We start from the raw sequence: 20,049 nt of genomic DNA, 5'->3' as shown, positions 1-20,049 counted from the left end.
GATAACAAAAAGGCACGCAGCACACCACGCAGATCTCACGATAGGGAATTGTTTCAAAACGAATTTTTGATGATGCAGAATATTTCAAAAAACGTTATAAAAATACCTCCTATTTCGGGAAATACGAAATGGAGTTTTCGGAAAATGTAACCTTTCGGCGATTTGGAGTAGCTTGATTTAGAAGTGAAAGCTGGGTAAATTACGTTACGATTCACATGCACTATCAGTATTTTATGAAAGAAAAAATCAGGCATTTGCTTGCCGGAAAGCTCATTGAAAAGGCTGAGACCAAAATGTCGCTTCGTAGGCTGATCCAAATCGACGGTGCCACTGACGAGAGAGTAAACCGGCTTTTGGACCATCTTAGCAGCCTCGAACAAGACATTGAAATTCTGGAAACAGTATTGAAGCAGTTAAAACAATGATTGAAAAGAGATGAAAAAGGAACAGATTATACAGGCATTGTACGAAGCAAACACAGTGGACGCCATCGAAAAAGCAGGCGATGAATGGTCAGCTTTCTATCAAAATGCGTCGCCAGAAGACAAGGAATATCTTGCAAACGGCATAAGGAAATTTTCCGAATATGTGCTTGAAAAATCAAAGCTATCAAGCCTTGAAATGCAGGCGGTGCTAGCTGAATATGAAGCTATGAAACTGACAGAGAGTCAACATTCATAGTCTGCCAAAATTTACCATCTCGCGCTGCCGGACTCAAACTTGCCATTCAACTCGATTTAGAAGGGAAAGGAGAGTAACCTACGTTACGATTCACATGCACTATTAGTATTTATGAAAGAAAAAATCAGGCATTTGCTTGCCGGAAAAATTATTGAACAGGGTCAAATTAAGATTCGGATGCGCAGTCTGGCAGCCATAGACAAGCTTTCAGAGGAAATTCAGAACTACTATCTGGATAGGCTGAGTGCTCTTGACGAAGATATTAAAACCTTGAAAAGGATGTTGAAGCAATTGGATCAATAACTTAAAGAGCAATGAAAAAAGAAGAAATCATAAGAGCTTTGTACGACGCCAACACAAAGGCATCTATCCAATCAGCCAATGACGAATGGCTCGCCTGTTACCAAGCGTCTTCGGAGTCGGACCAACAATATTTATTAGCTGAATATTACAGAGTCGGCGAACAAATAAAAAAACGTGGCGAAGAATTAAATCTGGAAATGGAAAAAGTCATGGCGGAATACGAAGCCATGAAGCTGGAAGAGAATCAACATCCATAACAAAAGAGGAGCCCTTCCGGCTCCTCTTTTGTTTATCAGTTCTTCTTCAAATTACTCAGATAATCCACCAAACTCACCAACTCCTCCGTACTCATCGCATCCGGCAAGCCAGCCGGCATCATCGAGTCCTTCAACTGCCTGATCGATTTCACCTGCGACATTTTGTACTCCTGCGTCGAGCCGCCCGGGAATTTGAGGATCAGGTCGGTTTCAGTTTTACTGGAAACAATGCCGGAAACTGCGGTACCGTCTTTCAAAGTCACTTCAAACCCTTCGTAACCAAAACCAATACCGGCGCTAGGGTCGAATATGGCGGCATATTGTGCCTCTTTGGGTAGTTTACTTCCGATTTCAGAGAGCTTCGGGCCGAAATCCATGCCTTCGCCATTCACTTGATGACATACCGAGCAATAGGAAGTAAATACCTGCTTGCCTTTGGTAATATCGCCTTTCATTCCGACAAGTTGCTTCAATTCCGGATGCTTGCTGGCAGTAGCTACCGCGCCGTCGAGGTATTTGGCCGCTTCCTGCTTCACGGATTTCCGCCACGCGCCATTCAGGCCTTGTACCGCCGCCGTTTTTGCCTCGCCGCTTAATTTTCCTTCTTTCAACAATACCAGCACCTGGTCCTCCCCGCTCATGGTTCCACCCAGTGATTTGGCTGCGATTGTTCGAAGGTCTTCGGGATAGCTATTGTCGGTGGCGACGGTTTTCAGTATGTCGAGCGCATCTTTGCTTCCGACCGATTTCAATGATGTCAATGCGCTTGCGCTCTTACTTTTATCCGAACCTTTTACCACATTCCATACCAGCGACGTACCACCTTGCTTGATCAGTTGCGAAGCGGCAATGGATCCGCTGCGGCCGGCCGATTGCTCCAACGCCATCGAAAGAAGCCGCTGATTTTCAGACGAAAGCTCATATTTCGCAACGAGTTCGAGATAAGCCTGGGTACCATAGGTCGCATCGAGCATTTTTTTCAATGCGGCCATTGCTTCGGGCGTTTGTTTCACAAATGCAGGGTCGAGATGCCGCATGACCAGTTCATTTACCTTATCCTGATCCTTACCCGACCCATTCGTGAGTTTCAGCAACGCCATTGATTTTTCGCGGCCAGCCGAATTGAAGTCGAATGCACGGAAATAACGTAGCCTGCTTTTCAGGTCGACCGTCGGGTCTCCGGCCAGCGAAGCCAGTAATTGAACTGACTCTTTTCCGCGCGAGCGCCACACAATGTCCTTACCGGCCTGCGTAGCCGCCGGATTGGCACCCGCCTTTCCGAGCCAGGCTTTGAAAAACGAATCCCATTGCGCATCGGCAGCGATACCGAGCGCTTCGAGGTACCAGCGGTCCTTTCCGTCGTATTGCTGCGCGAGCGATGCCCACAATGCGGGCGCGTCGGGAGAGGGGTTATGGTGCAAAAGCAATGCGCATTCGCGGCGTACCTGCGCGTCGGCGTCTTTAACCAATGTTTTGATATAAGGCATTACATCCAGGTGCTTCGATTCGGAAGCGGCGCGAAGGCCTGCAATGCGAATATCCGCATTCACATCTTTGATCGCCAGCTCTACTGTTTTCTTGGCTGTAAATGGCCATTTACTGAGCAGCCACAGCGCACGGGCACGCATGCGAGGCTCCGCATTCTTGCTGGCAAATAGCTTTTCAAGCGCAGGCGCCGCCTTGACACCCATTTCATTCAAAGCAGTCCACGCATGGTAGCGGATCGAAAGGTTGGGACTTTGCAATGCTTCCACGGCCCCGGCTACTGTGACAAAATCCGATTTTGGAACGCGGTAAGGCGTATTAACAGGCGCAATGCGGTAAATGCGGCCTTTACCCTGGTCACCGGCCTGGTGACCACCTACACCCGGATCATACCAGTCCGAAACCAGCAACGACCCGTCGGGCGCAACGCAAACATCGGAAGGGCGGAACCATTGGTCGCGCTTACCGTCGACGACGTTTACAATTTTTGCAGTATAACCTGCGCCCGCTTTCTCAACCGGGTATGAGCGAACCACATTATGGCCGGGCTCGCAATGGATCATTTGTCCCCAAAACTCTTTTGGAAGCAATTTACCCTCGTACACAACCATACCGGTGGGAGAGCCGGAACCGGTTTGCAGCAGGTTCGGCACCACGCCGGGATCATTCAAATGCCAGTGCCGGTAAGGGATCGAATCCTCCATATTAGTGCGGTTGGCACGCCAGCCGGCACCGGTCATTTCGTCGGTATAGCCGTAGTTGCCGTATTGCATCACGTAATTGATACGCACGCCTTTGTTGCCATCGTCGTCGTTGTCCGACTGCCACATGGTACCGTAGCTGTCGACCGCTACTTCGAAATTATTCCGAAAGTTATTCCCCAGTACTTCAATATTGGTAAAATCAGGGTCACAACGGAAAACCATGCCCTGTTTCAGTTTAGAAAAATCGATCGGCTTGCCGTCTTTTCCCACTACCGGATTGCCTTTCCCATCAAGCAAACGGTCGCCTTCGTTTCCGAAATTGAAATACAACTTACCATCCGGCCCGAATACGAATGCATGCATCCCGTGGTCGTGCTGGTCTCCACCAATGCCTTCGAAAATGACTTCTTTTTTATCGGCCTTCAAATCACCGTTCTCGTCTGTGAAGAGCCACACGTACGGACTTTGGGAAACAATTACCTTATTGCCCATTACCCAAACGCCCAGTGGTGCATTGATTTCCGCCCCCTGATAAAAGACAGTCGATTTATCGGACTTGCCATCGCCATTCGTATCTTCCAGCACCATAATGCGGTCGCCTTCGTTTTTCGTCGGGTTCCCGTTGATCGCCGGGCGATAATTATAAGCTTCGCAAACCCAAACCCTTCCCAGGTGATCGACATCGATATTCGTCGGATTAGTGATCGTCGGCTCGGATGCGAATAGCGTAGCTTCCAGGCCGTTCGCGGTGGTTAGCCCTGCTACGGCATACCTCGACGAACGTTTTTGGGCATCCGAAAGGTCTTTGTAAAGCGTATCGGCCGAAGCGGCGTCGATCGTGCTGGGGTTCGAACGCTGATAAGAGGCGACCATCAGACCTGCCAGCAAGCAACCGGCGGGAAAGAGGATAAGCGATTTTTTGAGGTTCATAGGTAAATCGAGCGCTTTTTGGCCTTGAATCAGAAAGCATTAGCTTGACTCAACGCCTAAACGTGTCATTTTTACAATAATTAATTTAATTAAGTGTATAAGATACCACCGACTTATATTTACTATCATGAAAAAGACTTTTTTTTCCTGCCTGGCGCTTTGCGTCGCCGCTGAAATTTCGGCCCAAAACATCCTGCCCGCCGACATCCAGATCAAAACCGCCGTCATGGCCGCACCGTCGGATAAGCAGGCGGGGGCCAAAGTTTATGGCTATGCTGCCGATGGTACATTCAAGATCCTTCGCGAAGGCAGCAATGATTTCGTTTGCCTGGCCGACGACCCTAAAAAAGAGGATATAGGTGTATCCTGCTACCTGGCGGAACTGGATGCATTCATGGAACGCGGGCGCGTGCTGGCGAAGGAAGGAAAGAACCAGAAAGAGATTTTTGACATCCGTGAAAAAGAAGTGAAAGCGGGCACGTTGAAAATGCCAAAGCAATCGTCTACATTATACGTCTTGTCGGGTTCCAAGGATAATTACGACGCCACAACCGGCTCGCTGAAAAATGGCTACCTGCGCTACGTGGTCTACATTCCGTTTGCGACAGCCGAAAGTACCGGATTACCATTGAAGCCGGACGTTCCCGGAATGCCGTGGATCATGGACCCCGGCACGCACCGGGCGCATATTATGATCAATCCGCCGAAACCCTGAAAACGCTTCGCCTCGAACCATTAAATAACTGATTCCCGCATATTGTAAATTAATAACCTGAAAAGTGTTGGTTAACTCGATTTTCTAATTTTACTTTGAAATACAAAGTACTTTAAAAATCGAAATATGGAACAGTTTATCGAACATGATCCGCACGGCCCGGATTCCTCCGTAACGACCGGCACTATCGAAGAAGCAGCGACGGCCCGATTGGATTTCGACTATGGCATTGGCCTCGTTTGCCTGCTATTCAGCTTCTTTATTTTCTATTACACGGTTTTAAAATCCGCATCAGAAAGTGCCTACATCATTCCCTGGGGCATGGCGGTATTCTATTCCATTTGGCTGCTTAAAGCAGGAAAACTTCGCTGGTTCTGGAAAAAGCAGCGCCCGGAATACCTGCATCACCGTTTGTTGCTGGGATACGTATGGCTCGTAAGCTGTTTTGCATTGAACCTTGCATTGCCGATATTCAATCCGTCGGCGACCTGGTTGATGTTCGCCATTGTCATTGCCGCGGTATCGGTCATTGCCTGCAACTTCGAAGCATACCTGCCCCGTCCGGCGAAATCCGTTCTGTTCGCCATTAACGGCTTTTCCACTGTGCTTTGGATTTATTATTCGATTTATCTTATTCCCTATTACATATTAAGCGTACCGGCACTGCTCTTGCTTGGAATATCGGTGCACAGTTTTATACCGTTGCTACTCAGCATTTCCTACCTGCGTCTGCTCGACCAGCGGTGGCAGGAGTTCAAGCCTTCAATAGTGGCTGGTATTATCATTCCAATAGCTATTACCGTTTATTTTTCGGTAAAATGGCGCCAGATCAGCACTGCGATCCAGTATCAGGCCAATGCCATTGCCGCAAGGCCTACCGACGATCTGCCCGACTGGATCGTGCTCGCCCGGCAAATTCAGGACGACTGGATCACCCGCAGAGTGGTAATGGGCAAGAAAGTTTACCAGGTCGGCGCGTTCGGTAGCGCCATCTTCTCGGCCCGCAGTCAAACAGATATTCTCATAAGGCATGATCCGCTCATCCTCATTGCTGATTTTTTCACCAAAACCCTGGATTTAGGGGATACAGAACACATCAACATACTGAATACCCTGTACGACACCCGGCACGAAACCCAGGAACGCCTATGGTCGGGCAGCGACTTGCGCACGGCGAATGTGCTCACCCAGACGCGCATCTACCCGCACACACGAATGGCTTACACGGAGAAGACCATCAGCATTGCCAATCAATCCGGCTCGGCGTTCTGGCAGGAGGAGGCACTTTACACATTTTTCCTTCCGGAAGGTTCGGTTGTGAGCTCGCTTTCGTTGTGGATCAACGGCGTGGAGGAAAAAGGCATGCTGACAACACAAGCCAAGGCTGATTCTGCCTACAAAATAATCGTAGGCGTGGAATCGCGCGATCCGTCCGTCGTGCATTGGCTGGAAGGGAATATGATTAGGGTCAAAGTATTCCCATGCACAACTAAAGAGAACCGCAAATTCAAAATCGGGATCACCTCGCCATTGAAAGCCGAAGCGGCAAATCTGGTTTATGAAAATATTTGGTTCAAAGGACCCGGAGCCGAAGAAGCGACCGAAACGATCCGTCTTGAATTTCCACGGGAAATGCATGCTCCACATCTGTCGTTCGGGTCAACAAGCACTTCGTCCGGCGTTATCGTTCATGAAGGAATGTACCAGTCGTCTTGGAAAGCGCGTTTCGAGCTTGTGCCGCTCGCGCAGGAGAATTTTTCTTTCGGAGGAAAGACCTACACGATTGAGCCGCTTCGCAAAACGCCTGAAAATTTCAATGCAAGGGCTTGCTACCTGGATATCGACCAGTCATGGAGCAAGAAAGAACTGGACGCACTGTGGCCGGTACTGAAAAACCGCCCTGTGTTTGTAGCAGACGAACGGCTCATCAGGCTTACCGATGCCAATAAGGACGCGTATTTCAAGGTATTGTCGGCATACAACTTTTCTCTGTTCCCCGTGCAGGACATTCCCGATCCGGGTAATGCATTGCTGATCACCAAGTCCCCGGCCCTGTCGCCTACATTGCGTGACCTGGCAAAAACACCATTTTCAAAAAGGCTGAATGCATTTGCACCTCAGGGCTTGCGTACCTTTTTAGTGGGAGACGATGCTTCGCCCTACATCAAGTCGCTCAACGATTTGCGCATCATACGTGCTGAAAAAACGGATTGGAAAACATTGAAGGAAATGATCTCACGGAATCAATTCCCTTCTGATCCTGAAACGGACTCGTCTGTTATCGCCATTGAAAGTTCCGGGATCATGATCCGCGAAACCGACGGCCATACTTCCGGCAAGGCGCCCGATCATTTGCTCAGGCTTTTTGCATACAACCACATGATGAAGCACGTAGGCGGCCGTTTCCTCGACGGCTCATTTCAAACCGATTCTGTTTTTAACACAAAATTGATTCGCGAGGCCGAAATGGCGCATATCGTAACGCCCGTTTCGAGCATGGTTGTTCTGGAAAGCCAGAAGGATTATGACCGGTTCGATATCCGGAAAAGCAAGAACAGCCTCGACAATGCCACTATGAAAGTTGCCGGAGCCGTGCCGGAGCCTCATGAATGGCTGCTCATTATGCTGTTTTGTACGATCGTCGGCTACTTTACCTTCCGCCATTATGTTCACTGAAAAACATGCCCGCATAGGTATCTTGGCGGCCTATTCGGGCATTTTCGCTGTGTTTTTCTCTCGCGGATACATCCGGGGCGATGCTACGTTATGGATGGGCATCGTACTGGTTCCGTTACTTGTACGGTATTTGGGTGTTGGTCAAAAAAGCGGACGGTTAGCACCGGTGGTCGCTTTGGTTGCCTGTATCTGCTATTTCCGGCCGGAACTTTCATGGCGCTTTCTGCTGCTGGTCGCGGCATTGCTGTTTTCCGCCGAAAGCCTGTTCGGACGGCTGAATGCACAGATCTTCGCGGTAATGCTCCTTATTTCTCCCATTTTCAAATACTTCTCCGAAGTTTTCACCTTCCCGATCCGCCTGCAACTTTCCGCCTGGGCCGGATCGTTGTTGGAGATGGCCGGGCTTCCCGTCACGGTCGAGGGAAACAGCATTATCCTCAACGGCTCCGAATTTTCGGTCGATCCCGCGTGTATGGGCCTGCAAATGACCGGGTTTGCATTGCTGGCGGCTGTTTTCCTGACAGGCTATTTCCAAATGCAATACCGTAAATCGCTGGCTCCGGGGTACCAGGTGGCATTGATGCTTCTTGCATTCACATTAAATACTTTTGGAAACCTGGCCCGCATGATCACACTGGTGTTGCTTCGGATCGCACCCGACAATGCCCTGCACGATGTCGTAGGCATTTTCTGTCTGATCGTTTACGTGGTGGCGCCGCTGATTTTCATTGCCCGGGATACCTATCGTCGCTTTGGCAAAATAATAGTTGAGCAAAAAATGCCGTCCGAAAATACTCCGCGATTACTGATAGGGGCGCATTTGATGGTGCTCGTCGCATGTGCATTTTTTTCTTTTAAGAAACCCGTGATCAACATCGGATTACCGGAAGGGCGGGCCGCTGCTCCGCGCGACGGATATGCCAGGGAAGCGCTAAGAAACGGCGTCACCCGGTTCAGCAACGATCAGGCGCTGGTTTATATTAAACCGATCCCCGCATTCTATTCTTCGGAACACAGCCCGGTAACCTGCTGGACGGGCTCGGGCTATTCTTTAAGCCGCATTTCGAAAAGACGCTTCGCGGGAACGGTCGTGTACATCGGCTGCCTGCGGAAGGGGAGCGATGAACTGCACACGGCCTGGTGGCTTTCCGACGGGCAGTACGCAACCATCAGCCAACTCGACTGGCGCTGGAAAAGCCTTTCCGGGAAAAACCATTTCCAATTGATCAATGTAACAGCGCAGAACCCGGCGCAGCTCGATATGGAAGTAAAACGATGGTTACCGGCAATTTGAGGGTATATTGCCCATGCAGGCGTCTTTTCGAGGAAAAGCAACGGGAAATCAATGAAAAAAACTGCACGTATCCTTACCGTTTTGAGCCTGCTCGCATTATCAGTTCCATCTATGGCACAAACAGAGACCATTAATCTTTGGCCGGAAGGCAAAGTCCCCAATTTCAAAAAGAGTGACGTTGAAGAAAAATCGGTAACCGATGCACAGGGCATCCTACGGATCAGCGGCGTTACGGTTCCGACGATTGCGGCTTACATTGCGCCCAAAGAAAAAGCCACCGGGGCTGCGGTGATGATATGTCCGGGCGGCGGTTACGGCATACTCGCCGCTTCCCACGAGGGCAGTGATTTTGCCAAATGGTTCAACGAACGCGGCATTTCGGCATTTGTACTCAAATATCGCCTGCCTAACGAAAAAGCAATGGCGCACCAGCACGAAGTCCCGCTGATGGACGCGATGCAAGGCATGAAACTCATCCGACAAAATGCCGCCAAATGGGGTATCGACGTGAACAAGATCGGCGTAATGGGCTTTTCGGCCGGCGGGCACCTTGCGGCTACACTGTCTACGCATCACAATATGGGCGAGAAGGCGTCCGCCGATGGCAAACCGAATTTTTCAATACTGATTTACCCTGTGATTTCCTTCCAACCGGCAATCTCGCACGGAGGCTCACGCGACAATCTGCTTGGGCCTGAAAAATCGGAAGAGCTGATCAAATATTACTCCAACGAATTGCAGGTTTCGGACCAGACGCCGCCCGCATTCCTCGTTCATGCGCAGGACGATACCGGCGTGCCCGTGGAGAACAGCATTGAATATTACCTGGCGCTGAAAAAGAAAAAGATCCCCGCCGAAATGCATTTGTACCCGAAAGGCGGGCACGGCTACGGCATGCGTACCGAGGGCAAAGGCTCCCTCGCCAACTGGCCTGCTGCCATGGAAGGCTGGCTGAAAGCGATGGGATACCAGAAAAATTGATGCCGACGATGAATTAATCCCTAGTTTTGAAGAAAAATCAACGCTAGGGATTAATTCGTTTATGAATGCTTTTAACCGCCTGGTGATCAACAAACGATCACTCCTCTTCATTGTACTGGCAATTGCGGCCTTTGCTACGCTTCAATCGGTATTTTCTCACCCCAAATCCTTTCCAAACGGCCCGCAACTTTACACTTCGTACAATAACTACGTCATTTTCAAGCAGTCTTTCTTCCATTTGATAGAAGGAAAAAACCTGTACAGGTGGCACGTTACCGAGCATTGGGACCTCTTCAAGTACAGTCCCGCATTCGCCCTGGTTTTTGGCATACTTTCCATTATGCCCACATTTGTCGGCCTGTTTTTCTGGAACCTGATCAACGTGGCGGTAATCTTCTTTTCGGTTTATTTTCTTCCCAGAATCGATTTACGGACAAAAGGGCTGATGATCACATTCATGCTGGTCGAACTGCTTACGGCTACGCAAAACGAACAAAGTAATGCGCTGATCGCCGGCTTACTGCTGTTTGCGTTCGGGTTTCTGGAAAGGGATAAATACTGGATGGCGTCGCTGTGTATCGTTTCCACGATCTTTATCAAACTGTTCGGTATCGTCGCGCTGGCGTTGTACCTGCTCTATCCTAACAAGCTCAAATTGGCCTACACCACCGCAGCCTGGGTAGTGCTGCTTACCGTGTTGCCGATCGTAGCGGTGAGTCCCGAGCAGTTTGTAGTTCTATACAAAACCTGGTGGAAGCTGCTGGCGGCCGACCGGGACTTTTCCGATGGCTTATCGGTAATTGGCTGGCTGAAAATCTGGTTTTCGCTGAATGTAAACAAAACTTACGTCAACCTTGCCGGTGTGGCGCTGTTCTGCCTGCCGCTGCTTAAAATCAAGTCATACGGCAACTTCGTTTTCCGCGCATTGATGCTGGCCTCAGTGCTGGTGTGGGTGGTGATTTTCAACCACCGCGCCGAATCGCCTACTTTCATCATCGCTATCGCCGGGGTAGCTGTATGGTATTACGTGCAGGCGCCTACGAGGCTGAATTACGTGCTACTCGTACTGGCATTTGTATTCACTACATTATCCCCTACCGACATCTTCCCCCCATTTATCCGAAATACCTATTTCTGGCCATATGTGGTGAAAGCGGTGCCATGCATTATTATTTGGGGTAAAATCATTTATGACCTGCTCTTCACCGAGCTACTGCCCCGGCCAACGGAAGCCGAAGTAGCTCAGGAAAGGTAATGGCATAAAAAAAGCGTTACAGGAACGCTGCGGCGGCATCCTGTAACGCTGAAAAAAATATCTAAGTGGATTAATTCACGCCCAATAGCGTCCGATTCACTTCCCGCACTTCCTTGGTCGACAAATAAATGCTTTTGACAATCTTTTCGTATTCGTTGGAAATTTCAAGCGTGTAAACGCCGTCGCCCATTTCATCGAAACTAATTTTCCGACCGGTTTTGGTGATGTATTTAGGCACAAATTCCTCGTGAATCAGCTTTCCTTTGCTGTCCATCAGTCGGATCGCCACTTTTTCACCCTTTTCTTTTTCCATCATCACATTCATCGACATCGTATTGCGCACGCGGTACATGCCGACACGAAACTTCTCACAAGTGTTGTTTTTGCATTCCGCTTTCGGAGAAACGATAGGATCGGCCTGCACCTGGGCAGCGATGGTGAACAATGCGAATGTAGCGGCGGCAGCAGTTTTAAAGATGTTAATAGTCATGGCTCTTGAAGGTTAACTTGATTGATCCGTTTATTTGATTTCGAACCAATGAGGCAACCGGCCATGGCGTTGTTGCATACAAAGTTTGGACGGTAAAATAGGAGGTTGGGTGGCACTAGCCGCCAATTGCATCGTCCCGAAGAATCATCGAGGAGGACTTAATGGGAATTATCCGTTTCTATCCGCCTGGGTTTTTAGTATATTTGGTAAAGCCAAACAGTCCAGACCATGTCAGTAACTTATCATATCAGGATCAAAAAAGAATATGCCGCTTCGCTGATCGAGGATTTGCAAAAGATGGATGCGGTGGAGATTATCAAAGAGACCGACGAAGAAATTGTTCAGGATTGGCAAAAATCAGAAGTGGAGAGACGCAGCGAAAAATACCGGAACAACCCCGAACTCCTGGTTGATGAAGAAGAAGTATTCAAAATGTTGGATGCGGATTAAATGGCTTTTTACAGACTTAAATTCACCCCTGAGGCATTTAAAGACATTGCCGATGCCTCGGAATATTACGAAAAACAAAAGACTGGCCTTGGAAAACGCTTCCGCGTGCTCGTAAAAGATAAATTGATGATGATCAGAGAGTCGCCATTAATTTATGCTTTGAGATATGCAGACGTGAGATTTGCCCTGGTCGATTTCTTCCCTTACAGCATCCATTTCAGCGTTAATCAGCGGAACAATATCATCCAGGTCCACGCGGTGTTGTGCCAGTACCGTGATCCCATGAAATTCTGGAAAGGATTTGAGGATTAACCCCCAATTGCAATCATCTCCCTATTCTGCTCATACTCCGATTTGGCTTTTTGCTCCGTGAAACTGGCGTGGCCGCCGTGGGCGAAGTGCTTTTTCTGGAAATGTGCGTAAATGAGCGGGCGCACATCGTCTCCCTTGCGCAATGGAGTGAGCAAATCGACCTCGGAGGTATCGAAAAGGCAGTTTTTAAGCTTGCCGTCGGCGGTAAGACGGATGCGGTTACAGCCTTCGCAAAATGGATGGGTTACCGTGCCGATGATTCCGAAAGTACCTGAGCCGCCACTGACCTGAAAGCGCCGGGCGGTATCATGCAACTCCCCGGCAACCGGTTCAAATTCAAATTCTTGTCCGATCCCAGCCAGCAAGTCGGCATAGGAAACGATTTTCGACAAATCCCATTGGTTACCCTTGAACGGCATGAACTCAATAAAGCGGACGTGCAGGTTAGGTTCGGTTAGCGTCATCCGCACGAAATCATTGACTTCGTCGTCGTTCGTTCCCCGCATCACTACCATGTTGAGTTTCACAACGAAGCCCTCGTCGAGCAGCAAGCGAATGTGATTCAGTGTTTTGGTAAAATGATCCCGCTTGGTGATCGACCGGAATCGCTCCTCTTGCAGGGTATCCAGGCTGACGTTCAGAGAGGTAACCCCTGCCGCCTTCAAGTCCGGAATGAACTGATCGATGTAAACGGCATTCGTAGTGAGCGTAAGTGAAGCAGGAAGTTTTCCGAGATCCGAAATGATTTCACCGGCATCTTTACGGACCAGCGGCTCGCCGCCGGTAAGCCGGATCTTTTCGACCCCCATTTCCACAAACACGCCGGCCAGATAGGAAATCTCGTCGGCCTGCATCAGCCATTTGGACGGCATGAATTGCATATCCTCCTGCGGCATACAATAGGTACAGCGCAGGTTGCACTTATCCGTGAGCGAAATGCGCAGATAAGTGTGCTTGCGACCAAATGTATCTACAATAGGCGATGCCATATGTTGTTGTTAATCGTGTTTCTTCCCCTCTAAAACATTAAAAACGTGCAAAACATGCGGGAAAAGCGCATCAATATATTCGGTAACGCCGCCTGTGCTCCCCGGCATGGTAATTACCAGCATTTCACCAATAAAACCAGCCGCCGATCTCGACAACATTGAAGTCGGAACCCGCTCCTGGCCGTATTGCCGCGCCGTCTCTGCAATACCCGGGATTTCCCGGTCGAGCAGTTCAGAAACCGCCTCGGGCGTCACGTCGCGGGGCGACAGACCGGTGCCGCCTGTAATCAGCACCATATTGTACCCGGCGGCTTGCAATGAATGCAATTTATTTTGAATGCCGGCCTTGTCGTCGGCGATGACGCTGTAATCGCCTACTTCAAGCTGGAACGCTTTCAGTTTTTCAATAATCTTCCTGCCTGATTTGTCTTCGCCGATTCCATTCGAAATGCTATCGGAGCAAACTACTACTGCTGTTTTCAATCCCTCCGGCGCGGGTTTACGGTCGCTTTTTCCTCCCTTTTTCTCCAACAAACGAATGTTCCGTATTTCAACACCTTTGTCTATCGGTTTGAGCATGTCGTACATCGTCAGCGCTACCACCGACGCGCCGTGCATGGCCTCCACCTCTACACCGGTTTTATATATCGTTTTGACTGTCAACTCGATGACAATCGTCAAATCTTCGATCCTGTATTGTACGCCGGTATATTCCACCGGGATCGGATGGCAGTCGGGCAACAGATCGGGTGTTTTCTTAACGGCCAAAAAACCGGCCGCCTTGGCCATTTCAAACACATCGCCTTTCGGCACAGTCCGGTTTTGAATCGCCTCCACGGTTTCCGGCTTGCTCACTTGCACAATAGCCTGCGCAGTGGCGATGCGGAGCGTGTTGGTTTTATGGGTAATGTCGACCATTTAAAATGTTGAATGAGTGAATGAGTGAATGAGTCAATAGTGAATAGGCATTCATTCACTCATTCACTCATTCACTCATTCACAATTACTACGTATTCTCCTTCCAAACAAACCCCGCGTCCCCCACCAGTTCCTTGCCGAAAATGGGCACGTTGGCCTTGATCTCTTCCACAATATACTCCGAAGCCTCAAACGCGGCCCTGCGATGCGGGGATGACACGAATACAAAAAGGCTGATCTCGCCGGTCGGGACGAGGCCGAGGCTATGGTAAATATGCATGCAAGTAAGCTCGAATCTGGCAAATGCGGCCTCGCGGATGTCGTGAAACGCCTGCTCGGCCATTTCTTCATATGCGGTATAATCGATGCCCGTTACGACGCCGCCTTCCTTTTGATCGGCGCGGATTTGCCCGAGAAAAATCGCGTGAGCGCCAATGCCGGTTTTGGATTGGTGGCTCGCAATCGACTTTGCCACAAAATCGGGGCTGATCGGCCCCTGAACGAATACCTTTTTGGGTTTATGTGCTTTTTCCATGTCCTCGTGTTATCCTCCCGCAAACGGCGGAAGCAATGCGATTTCCGCGGGGGTTTCGATCGATACAAAATCCTCCGAGATCTTCTGGTTAACCGCTATTTTAAATTTTTTATCGCGCATTGCCGGGTACTTGTCCAGCATTTGCGCACGGAACTGCCCTACCGTCAGATTGCCTGCCACATTCCAGACCTCGTCTGAAAGCCCGGCAATCTCCGCCAGCATTCCGAAATATTTGACTTGAAAGCTCATCTGTGTCTCGTCATCCAATGACCCAATAACCCGCAACCTGCATTTCGGGTTCAGAGCGGGAGCAAATGTACTTCCACCAACTCCCCTGCTTCTACCCTATTTTGTTCTACGGGCAAATAAATGATCGCATTTGCAACGGCAAACGAACCTATCACAAACGATTCCTGCCCATCGAGCGAAACCACTTCATCACCCTCCACACGCGCTTTCAGAAACTCGTCGCGCTCGCCGTCGAAACGGTAGGCGTGCCGCAAAGGCAGCCGGACCGACCGCAAAAACGGTTCTTCGCTTCCCATTATTTTCCTCAATGCCGGCAATACATATTCATAGTAGCAAACCAGCGACGACGCCGGATTCCCAGGCAATGCAAAAATCAGTTTTTCACCCATTCTACCAAAAAGAAGCGGCTTACCGGGCTTCTGTCGCACTTTATAAAAGATCGTTTCCGCTCCCAGCGCTTCCAGTGCGGTGCCTACAAAATCATAATCACCTACCGAAATTCCCCCCGAGGCCAGAACGACATCATACTCCTCTAATAATGCTCCCAGCGCCGTAATGGTCGCATCCAGGTCATCGGAAGCATAGCTGATCGAAACCTCTATGATACCTGCTTGCGCCAGTGCGGCTTGCAGCATTGCGGAATTCGATTCATATATCTTCCCCGGCTCCAATGCCTCGCCCGCTTTCAGCAACTCATCGCCGGTAACCAGCAACCCAACCCGCGGCTTCGAATGGACGGCTACTTCATTCACATTCATCCCTTTCAAAAAACCGACCGCACCCGGCGAAATCAGCGTCCCGGCGCGCAATGCAACCGCTCCCCGGGCGATCTGCTGCCCTTCCCTACGGATATTTTTACCCTCCACAACCGGAAATTCACGGATTTGCACAGAGCCGTCGGCCGACGTCGTGTTTTCCTGCATCACCACCGCCGTCGCACCCTCGGGTACGGGCGCTCCTGTGAATATGCGCACGGCCATGCCCGCGCCCACAACCGGCAATTCGGCCTGACCGGCCTTTGATTCCCCTGCCAGGCGCAACGATGTACCGGACCCGGTCACGTCGGAATGCAATATCGCATAGCCGTCCATCGACGACTGCCTGAACGGCGGAAGCGCTATCGGCGAGATTACATCTTCCGACAGATAACTCCCTACGGCCTCTGCCACCGGAATTCTCACCGCTGGCAACGTTAAGGTATTTGCAATAATTCGCTGTTTTGCCTCGTTGACTGTGACCATATTTCAAAAAATGCCATGCAGAAAGCGCAAGTTAACACATTCGCAGGTGCAAATGGAGGAGCTAAAAATGTCGACTGAAAACGGATTTTCGCCTACAATTGGCGATATTTTCCACAATAATACCATTATTACTACAAAATAATTTTTGTAACCATCTGACCATCAATAGGTAAAACTTATACTAAAAAACCACTCTCTTGCTATAATTACATTCAATACAAGAGTTTGCGTTTGGTGCTAAGCACTTTTTACCAATTAAAATTTCACGTTCTGTCTGGCTGGCGCGGTTTTTATTCAGGATCATTTGCGGGAGACAAAATGTAGTATTCTTATTTTTATCCTAGAATTACTTTTATCAAACCCCTATAAATCAGTTTTTTACCCCAAATTCAAATTTTATTTATTCAATCCCGTTATCTTTGCAATTCGGCCTGGCGCCTAAATGATGTTTCACGAAATACAAAATGCATGATTAGACTTATCTTTATGGCCTTCTCAATCGCAATATTCGGGAATAGCCCGATGAGTGAGGTGGGGGTGGAAAAGAAGGAACTGAAAGAAACAAACATAATTGATTCAGATCTTCTTGCTATTGACTTCTGTGGCGAAGCCGTTCCTTTATCAGAGCTTCGAATCGCCGAGCGATATCAAAACACGATCAGAAATTACGACAACCCCACTTTTCGTAAGCTGATGACCACAACGAAAAAGAGAATGCGGATCATTGAACCCATTCTCAGAAAGTACGGAGTACCAGCCGATTTTAAGTATATTCCATTGATAGAGAGCGCCATGAAGGACGAGGCAACATCCCGTCGGGGCGCAGGCGGATACTGGCAACTGATGCCTTCCACCGCAAAATCTCTCGGACTGGTTATAAACGAAACCAGGGACGACCGCAAACATTTGGTCAAATCGACCCACGCAGCAGGCAAGTACCTGCGCGACCTGTATAAACAACTGGGTTCCTGGACATTGGTAGCCGCTGCCTACAACGCAGGCCCGACGCACATCCAAAACCGGATGGATTCGCAGAATAAAGATGATTATTTCAAACTCCGTCTCAATTCGGAGACAGCCAGGTACCTCTACAAGATCCTCGCTGTAAAAGAATGGTTCTCCAACCCCGAAAGAAGCCGCGAATGGGGCAGCGGCGATGTAGTCGACCGCCTTTCCGCATTCAAGATCGAGCAAAAAAAAGCCGCAGCGCTGGCAAAGGCTGAAACCGGGTCTTAGGCAGGGGACAACCTCCGTTATTTTATTTGAAAGTTCATGAGAAGAAAAGGATACATTATCCTTTTCTTTGTGTTATTAATACACGGGCACTTCATCGCCCGGATTATCTTTCGTACCTCTTTAATACTCACTTTTGACATGACAAAAGCGGAAATGATCACTGACAAGGGCACAATGCTCATCGAATTCTACGATGAGGATGCTCCGAACACAGTGAAAAACTTTGTTGATCTTTCTAAAAAAGGCTTTTACGACGGCGTGATTTTCCACCGCGTAATCCCTGATTTCGTAATCCAGGGCGGCGATCCTACCGGCACCGGCCGTGGAGGTCCTGGTTACCACATCGATTGCGAGCTTACCGGCGGCAACCAATACCACGACCGTGGCGTGCTTTCGATGGCACACGCAGGCCGTAACACCGGTGGTTCACAGTTCTTTATCTGCCACAGCCGCAACAACACCGCTCACCTCGACAGAAACCATACCTGCTTCGGCCGTGTAGTGGAAGGCGTGGAGACGGTTGACGCGATCCGTCAGGGCGACAAGATCCAGAAGATCACGATCATCGAAGAACAGGCGTAAGCTTATTCAAATCAAACGAAAAGGGGCCGGAAGTTGATTCCGGCCCCTTTTCGTTTTGATATGATGGCTATCTCACCAGAAATGGCCGTACAGGTAAGAGATAATCGCGATTACGACGATGGCGCCGGTAACGAAAGTGCGGTGTGGCATGAACATCGATGCGTCGATGGCAAGTCCCTTCTTTTCGTCAGGCATTATCAGACCCAGAATTACCATTACCGCAACACAAATCAGGAACACGAGGCCCATACGATCGAGGAATGGAACCTGGGTCCAGTCGGCGAACGGAAAGTAGTTGTTATGCATCGCGAGGGCGATCAGGAACCCGCCTACGATCGCGAACAATGCGCCCGCAGAGTTGGTACGTTTCCAGAAGAAGCCCATGATGAACGAGGCGAAGATACCCGGTGACAGAAGCCCCGTCATTTCCTGGATAAACTGGAAACCACCTTTTTTATCGATACCCATATAAGGAGAAACGATAATCGCGAGGATCATCGAAATCACTACCACCGCACGACCAATGCGTACGAGTGTCTTCTCGTCGGCGTTCTTGCCGATGTAGTTTTTGAAAATATCCAGTGTAAAAATCGTCGAAATACTGTTCGCTTTACCAGCCAGGGACGCCACTACGGCGGCCGTCAATGCAGCGAAAGAAAGACCTTTCAAACCGGTTGGGAGCAGGTTCAGAAGAACCGGATAAGCTTTATCCGCATTAATCACCCCGTCGTCGCCCAGCATTTCCGCCTGGAACATGCCTTTGCTGTACAATGCATAGGCCGCAATACCGGGCAATACCACGATCACCGGCATCAATAATTTAAGGAACGCTGCGAAAAGAATACCATTGCGGGCCGTTTTCAGATCGGCTCCCAATGCGCGCTGGGTAATATATTGGTTACAGCCCCAGTAGTTCAGGTTCACGATCCACATACCTCCCAGCAACACTGCCAAGCCCGGTAACTGCATGTAGAACGGACTGGATTTTGGGAAGATCATGTGGAAGTGATCGTCGTGATTGTCACGCATTACCTTGAAACCCTGCACAATGCCATCCACGCCTGCATTATCCGATACGAGATTGATCGCCAGGTAAGTCGTAGCTAACCCGCCGATCACGAGGAAGAACACCTGAATTACGTCCGTAAAACCGATCACTTTCATACCCCCGATCGTGATAATGATCGCGAAAGCCGCCAGTGCGATCATACAGAACTGAAAATCAAGCCCTGAAATACCCGAAACCGCCAGCGCTCCCAGGTACAGGATCGAGGTAAGGTTCACAAGGATATATAGTGCCAGCCAAAATACCGCCATAATCAAGCTCACCGATTGATTATATCGTTGGCTGAGGAACTGCGGCATGGTGTAAATTTTGTTTTTGAGATAGATAGGCATAAAAAAGACGGCCACTATAATGAGTGTTGCCGCCGCCATCCATTCGTAAGTGGAGATCCCGAGCCCCATCGAAAAGCCGTTCCCCGACATCCCGATAAACTGTTCCGCCGAAATGTTCGACGCAATCAGTGAAGCGCCGATCGCCCACCAGGTGAGAGAGCCCTCTGCGAGGAAGAAGTCTTTTGTAGATTCAACTTTTGATTTTTTCCGCTGATAAATCCAATAACCGTAACCGGAGACTACAATGAAGTAAAAGAAGAAAACGACATAATCCAGGGTTTGTAATTGTTGCATTTCCAATAATATAGATTGAATGATTAAGATTGATCAGCGCGATTAGCCCATAAATATAGCCTGTAAGCAACTAT

The 20,049-nt window shown here is 49.3% G+C and carries 21 protein-coding genes; 13 read left to right on the top strand and 8 right to left on the bottom strand.

Translation table 11 applies throughout. The features are described 5' to 3' along the window. The first annotated feature begins 233 nt into the window (after positions 1-233). The 4 genes from BMW93_RS35130 (at position 234) to BMW93_RS08175 (ending at position 1,241) form a co-directional block, all read left to right on the top strand. Entirely contained in the window at positions 234-425 is a 192-nt protein-coding gene (locus BMW93_RS35130) for a hypothetical protein (RefSeq protein WP_143061622.1), read from the top strand. Between the two features lie 10 nt (positions 426-435). Beyond that, positions 436-681: a hypothetical protein gene (locus tag BMW93_RS08185; RefSeq protein ID WP_090374736.1), complete on the top strand. Its 246-nt coding sequence runs from the start codon at positions 436-438 to the stop codon at positions 679-681. Between the two features lie 111 nt (positions 682-792). After that, positions 793-984: a hypothetical protein gene (locus tag BMW93_RS08180; protein WP_090374735.1), complete on the top strand. Its 192-nt coding sequence runs from the start codon at positions 793-795 to the stop codon at positions 982-984. Positions 985-995: 11 nt separating this feature from the next. Next, positions 996-1,241 (top strand): hypothetical protein, encoded by a 246-nt coding sequence (locus tag BMW93_RS08175; protein ID WP_090374734.1) that lies wholly within the window; start codon positions 996-998, stop codon positions 1,239-1,241. Between the two features lie 35 nt (positions 1,242-1,276). Here BMW93_RS08175 and BMW93_RS08170 read toward each other — a convergent pair whose 3' ends face one another. After that, a complete protein-coding gene (locus tag BMW93_RS08170) occupies positions 1,277-4,360 on the bottom strand; it encodes a PVC-type heme-binding CxxCH protein (protein WP_090374733.1) in 3,084 nt (1,027 codons plus the stop codon). A 127-nt stretch (positions 4,361-4,487) separates the two neighbouring features. On the opposite strand from BMW93_RS08170, the gene BMW93_RS08165 reads away from it, so the two are divergent. The 5 genes from BMW93_RS08165 (at position 4,488) to BMW93_RS08145 (ending at position 11,281) form a co-directional block, all read left to right on the top strand. Next, on the top strand, positions 4,488-5,075 hold the full coding sequence (locus tag BMW93_RS08165; protein ID WP_090374732.1) for a hypothetical protein: 588 nt from the start codon (positions 4,488-4,490) through the stop codon (positions 5,073-5,075). Positions 5,076-5,201: 126 nt separating this feature from the next. Further along, positions 5,202-7,751 (top strand): XrtN system VIT domain-containing protein, encoded by a 2,550-nt coding sequence (locus BMW93_RS08160; RefSeq protein ID WP_090374731.1) that lies wholly within the window; start codon positions 5,202-5,204, stop codon positions 7,749-7,751. Further along, positions 7,741-9,045 (top strand): exosortase N, encoded by a 1,305-nt coding sequence (gene xrtN, locus BMW93_RS08155; protein ID WP_177194043.1) that lies wholly within the window; start codon positions 7,741-7,743, stop codon positions 9,043-9,045. The genes BMW93_RS08160 and xrtN overlap by 11 nt, the downstream gene beginning before the upstream one ends. A gap of 51 nt (positions 9,046-9,096) precedes the next feature. Continuing rightward, positions 9,097-10,026: an alpha/beta hydrolase gene (locus BMW93_RS08150; protein ID WP_090374729.1), complete on the top strand. Its 930-nt coding sequence runs from the start codon at positions 9,097-9,099 to the stop codon at positions 10,024-10,026. 61 nt (positions 10,027-10,087) lie between these two features. Then, positions 10,088-11,281 (top strand): glycosyltransferase family 87 protein, encoded by a 1,194-nt coding sequence (locus tag BMW93_RS08145; RefSeq protein WP_090374728.1) that lies wholly within the window; start codon positions 10,088-10,090, stop codon positions 11,279-11,281. Between the two features lie 70 nt (positions 11,282-11,351). Here the strand turns inward: BMW93_RS08145 and BMW93_RS08140 are convergent, their stop codons facing one another. Further along, on the bottom strand, positions 11,352-11,771 hold the full coding sequence (locus tag BMW93_RS08140) for a hypothetical protein (RefSeq protein WP_090374727.1): 420 nt from the start codon (positions 11,769-11,771) through the stop codon (positions 11,352-11,354). A 228-nt stretch (positions 11,772-11,999) separates the two neighbouring features. Between BMW93_RS08140 and BMW93_RS08135 the strand changes: the two genes are divergently transcribed. Together BMW93_RS08135 and BMW93_RS08130 are read left to right on the top strand one after the other, a co-directional pair. After that, the gene (locus tag BMW93_RS08135) at positions 12,000-12,221 is read left to right on the top strand and encodes an addiction module protein (protein WP_090374726.1); all 222 of its coding nucleotides are present in this window, start codon (positions 12,000-12,002) and stop codon (positions 12,219-12,221) included. Beyond that, positions 12,222-12,533 carry a type II toxin-antitoxin system RelE/ParE family toxin gene (locus BMW93_RS08130; RefSeq protein ID WP_090374725.1) on the top strand — a complete coding sequence of 104 codons (312 nt, stop codon included), beginning with the start codon at positions 12,222-12,224 and terminating at the stop codon, positions 12,531-12,533. Here BMW93_RS08130 and moaA read toward each other — a convergent pair. The 5 genes from moaA to glp all read right to left on the bottom strand — a co-directional run bounded on the left by moaA (position 12,530) and on the right by glp (position 16,465). Continuing rightward, on the bottom strand, positions 12,530-13,522 hold the full coding sequence (gene moaA, locus BMW93_RS08125) for a GTP 3',8-cyclase MoaA (protein WP_090374724.1): 993 nt from the start codon (positions 13,520-13,522) through the stop codon (positions 12,530-12,532). The genes BMW93_RS08130 and moaA overlap by 4 nt on opposite strands. Positions 13,523-13,531: 9 nt before the next feature. Then, on the bottom strand, positions 13,532-14,440 hold the full coding sequence (gene moaCB, locus BMW93_RS08120; RefSeq protein WP_090374723.1) for a bifunctional molybdenum cofactor biosynthesis protein MoaC/MoaB: 909 nt from the start codon (positions 14,438-14,440) through the stop codon (positions 13,532-13,534). An 88-nt stretch (positions 14,441-14,528) separates the two neighbouring features. Beyond that, complete coding sequence (locus BMW93_RS08115) at positions 14,529-14,975, bottom strand: molybdenum cofactor biosynthesis protein MoaE (RefSeq protein WP_090374722.1); 447 nt, start codon at positions 14,973-14,975, stop codon at positions 14,529-14,531. A gap of 9 nt (positions 14,976-14,984) precedes the next feature. Beyond that, on the bottom strand, positions 14,985-15,224 hold the full coding sequence (locus tag BMW93_RS08110) for a MoaD/ThiS family protein (RefSeq protein ID WP_090375070.1): 240 nt from the start codon (positions 15,222-15,224) through the stop codon (positions 14,985-14,987). 50 nt (positions 15,225-15,274) lie between these two features. Beyond that, positions 15,275-16,465 (bottom strand): gephyrin-like molybdotransferase Glp, encoded by a 1,191-nt coding sequence (gene glp, locus BMW93_RS08105; protein WP_090374721.1) that lies wholly within the window; start codon positions 16,463-16,465, stop codon positions 15,275-15,277. Between the two features lie 468 nt (positions 16,466-16,933). Between glp and BMW93_RS08100 the strand changes: the two genes are divergently transcribed. Together BMW93_RS08100 and BMW93_RS08095 are read left to right on the top strand one after the other, a co-directional pair. Beyond that, complete coding sequence (locus BMW93_RS08100; protein ID WP_090374720.1) at positions 16,934-17,701, top strand: lytic transglycosylase domain-containing protein; 768 nt, start codon at positions 16,934-16,936, stop codon at positions 17,699-17,701. Positions 17,702-17,839: 138 nt separating this feature from the next. Continuing rightward, on the top strand, positions 17,840-18,283 hold the full coding sequence (locus tag BMW93_RS08095; RefSeq protein ID WP_090374719.1) for a peptidylprolyl isomerase: 444 nt from the start codon (positions 17,840-17,842) through the stop codon (positions 18,281-18,283). 72 nt (positions 18,284-18,355) lie between these two features. On the opposite strand, the gene BMW93_RS08090 is transcribed toward BMW93_RS08095, so the two are convergent. Further along, positions 18,356-19,975 (bottom strand): sodium:solute symporter family transporter, encoded by a 1,620-nt coding sequence (locus tag BMW93_RS08090; RefSeq protein ID WP_090374718.1) that lies wholly within the window; start codon positions 19,973-19,975, stop codon positions 18,356-18,358. Positions 19,976-20,049 lie beyond the last annotated feature (74 nt).

The sequence above is a fragment of the Dyadobacter sp. SG02 genome, from assembly GCF_900109045.1.
GTDB lineage: Bacteria > Bacteroidota > Bacteroidia > Cytophagales > Spirosomataceae > Dyadobacter.
The sequence above is the reverse complement of the archived record's forward strand: the minus strand, read 5'-3'. Positions and strand labels throughout refer to the sequence as shown.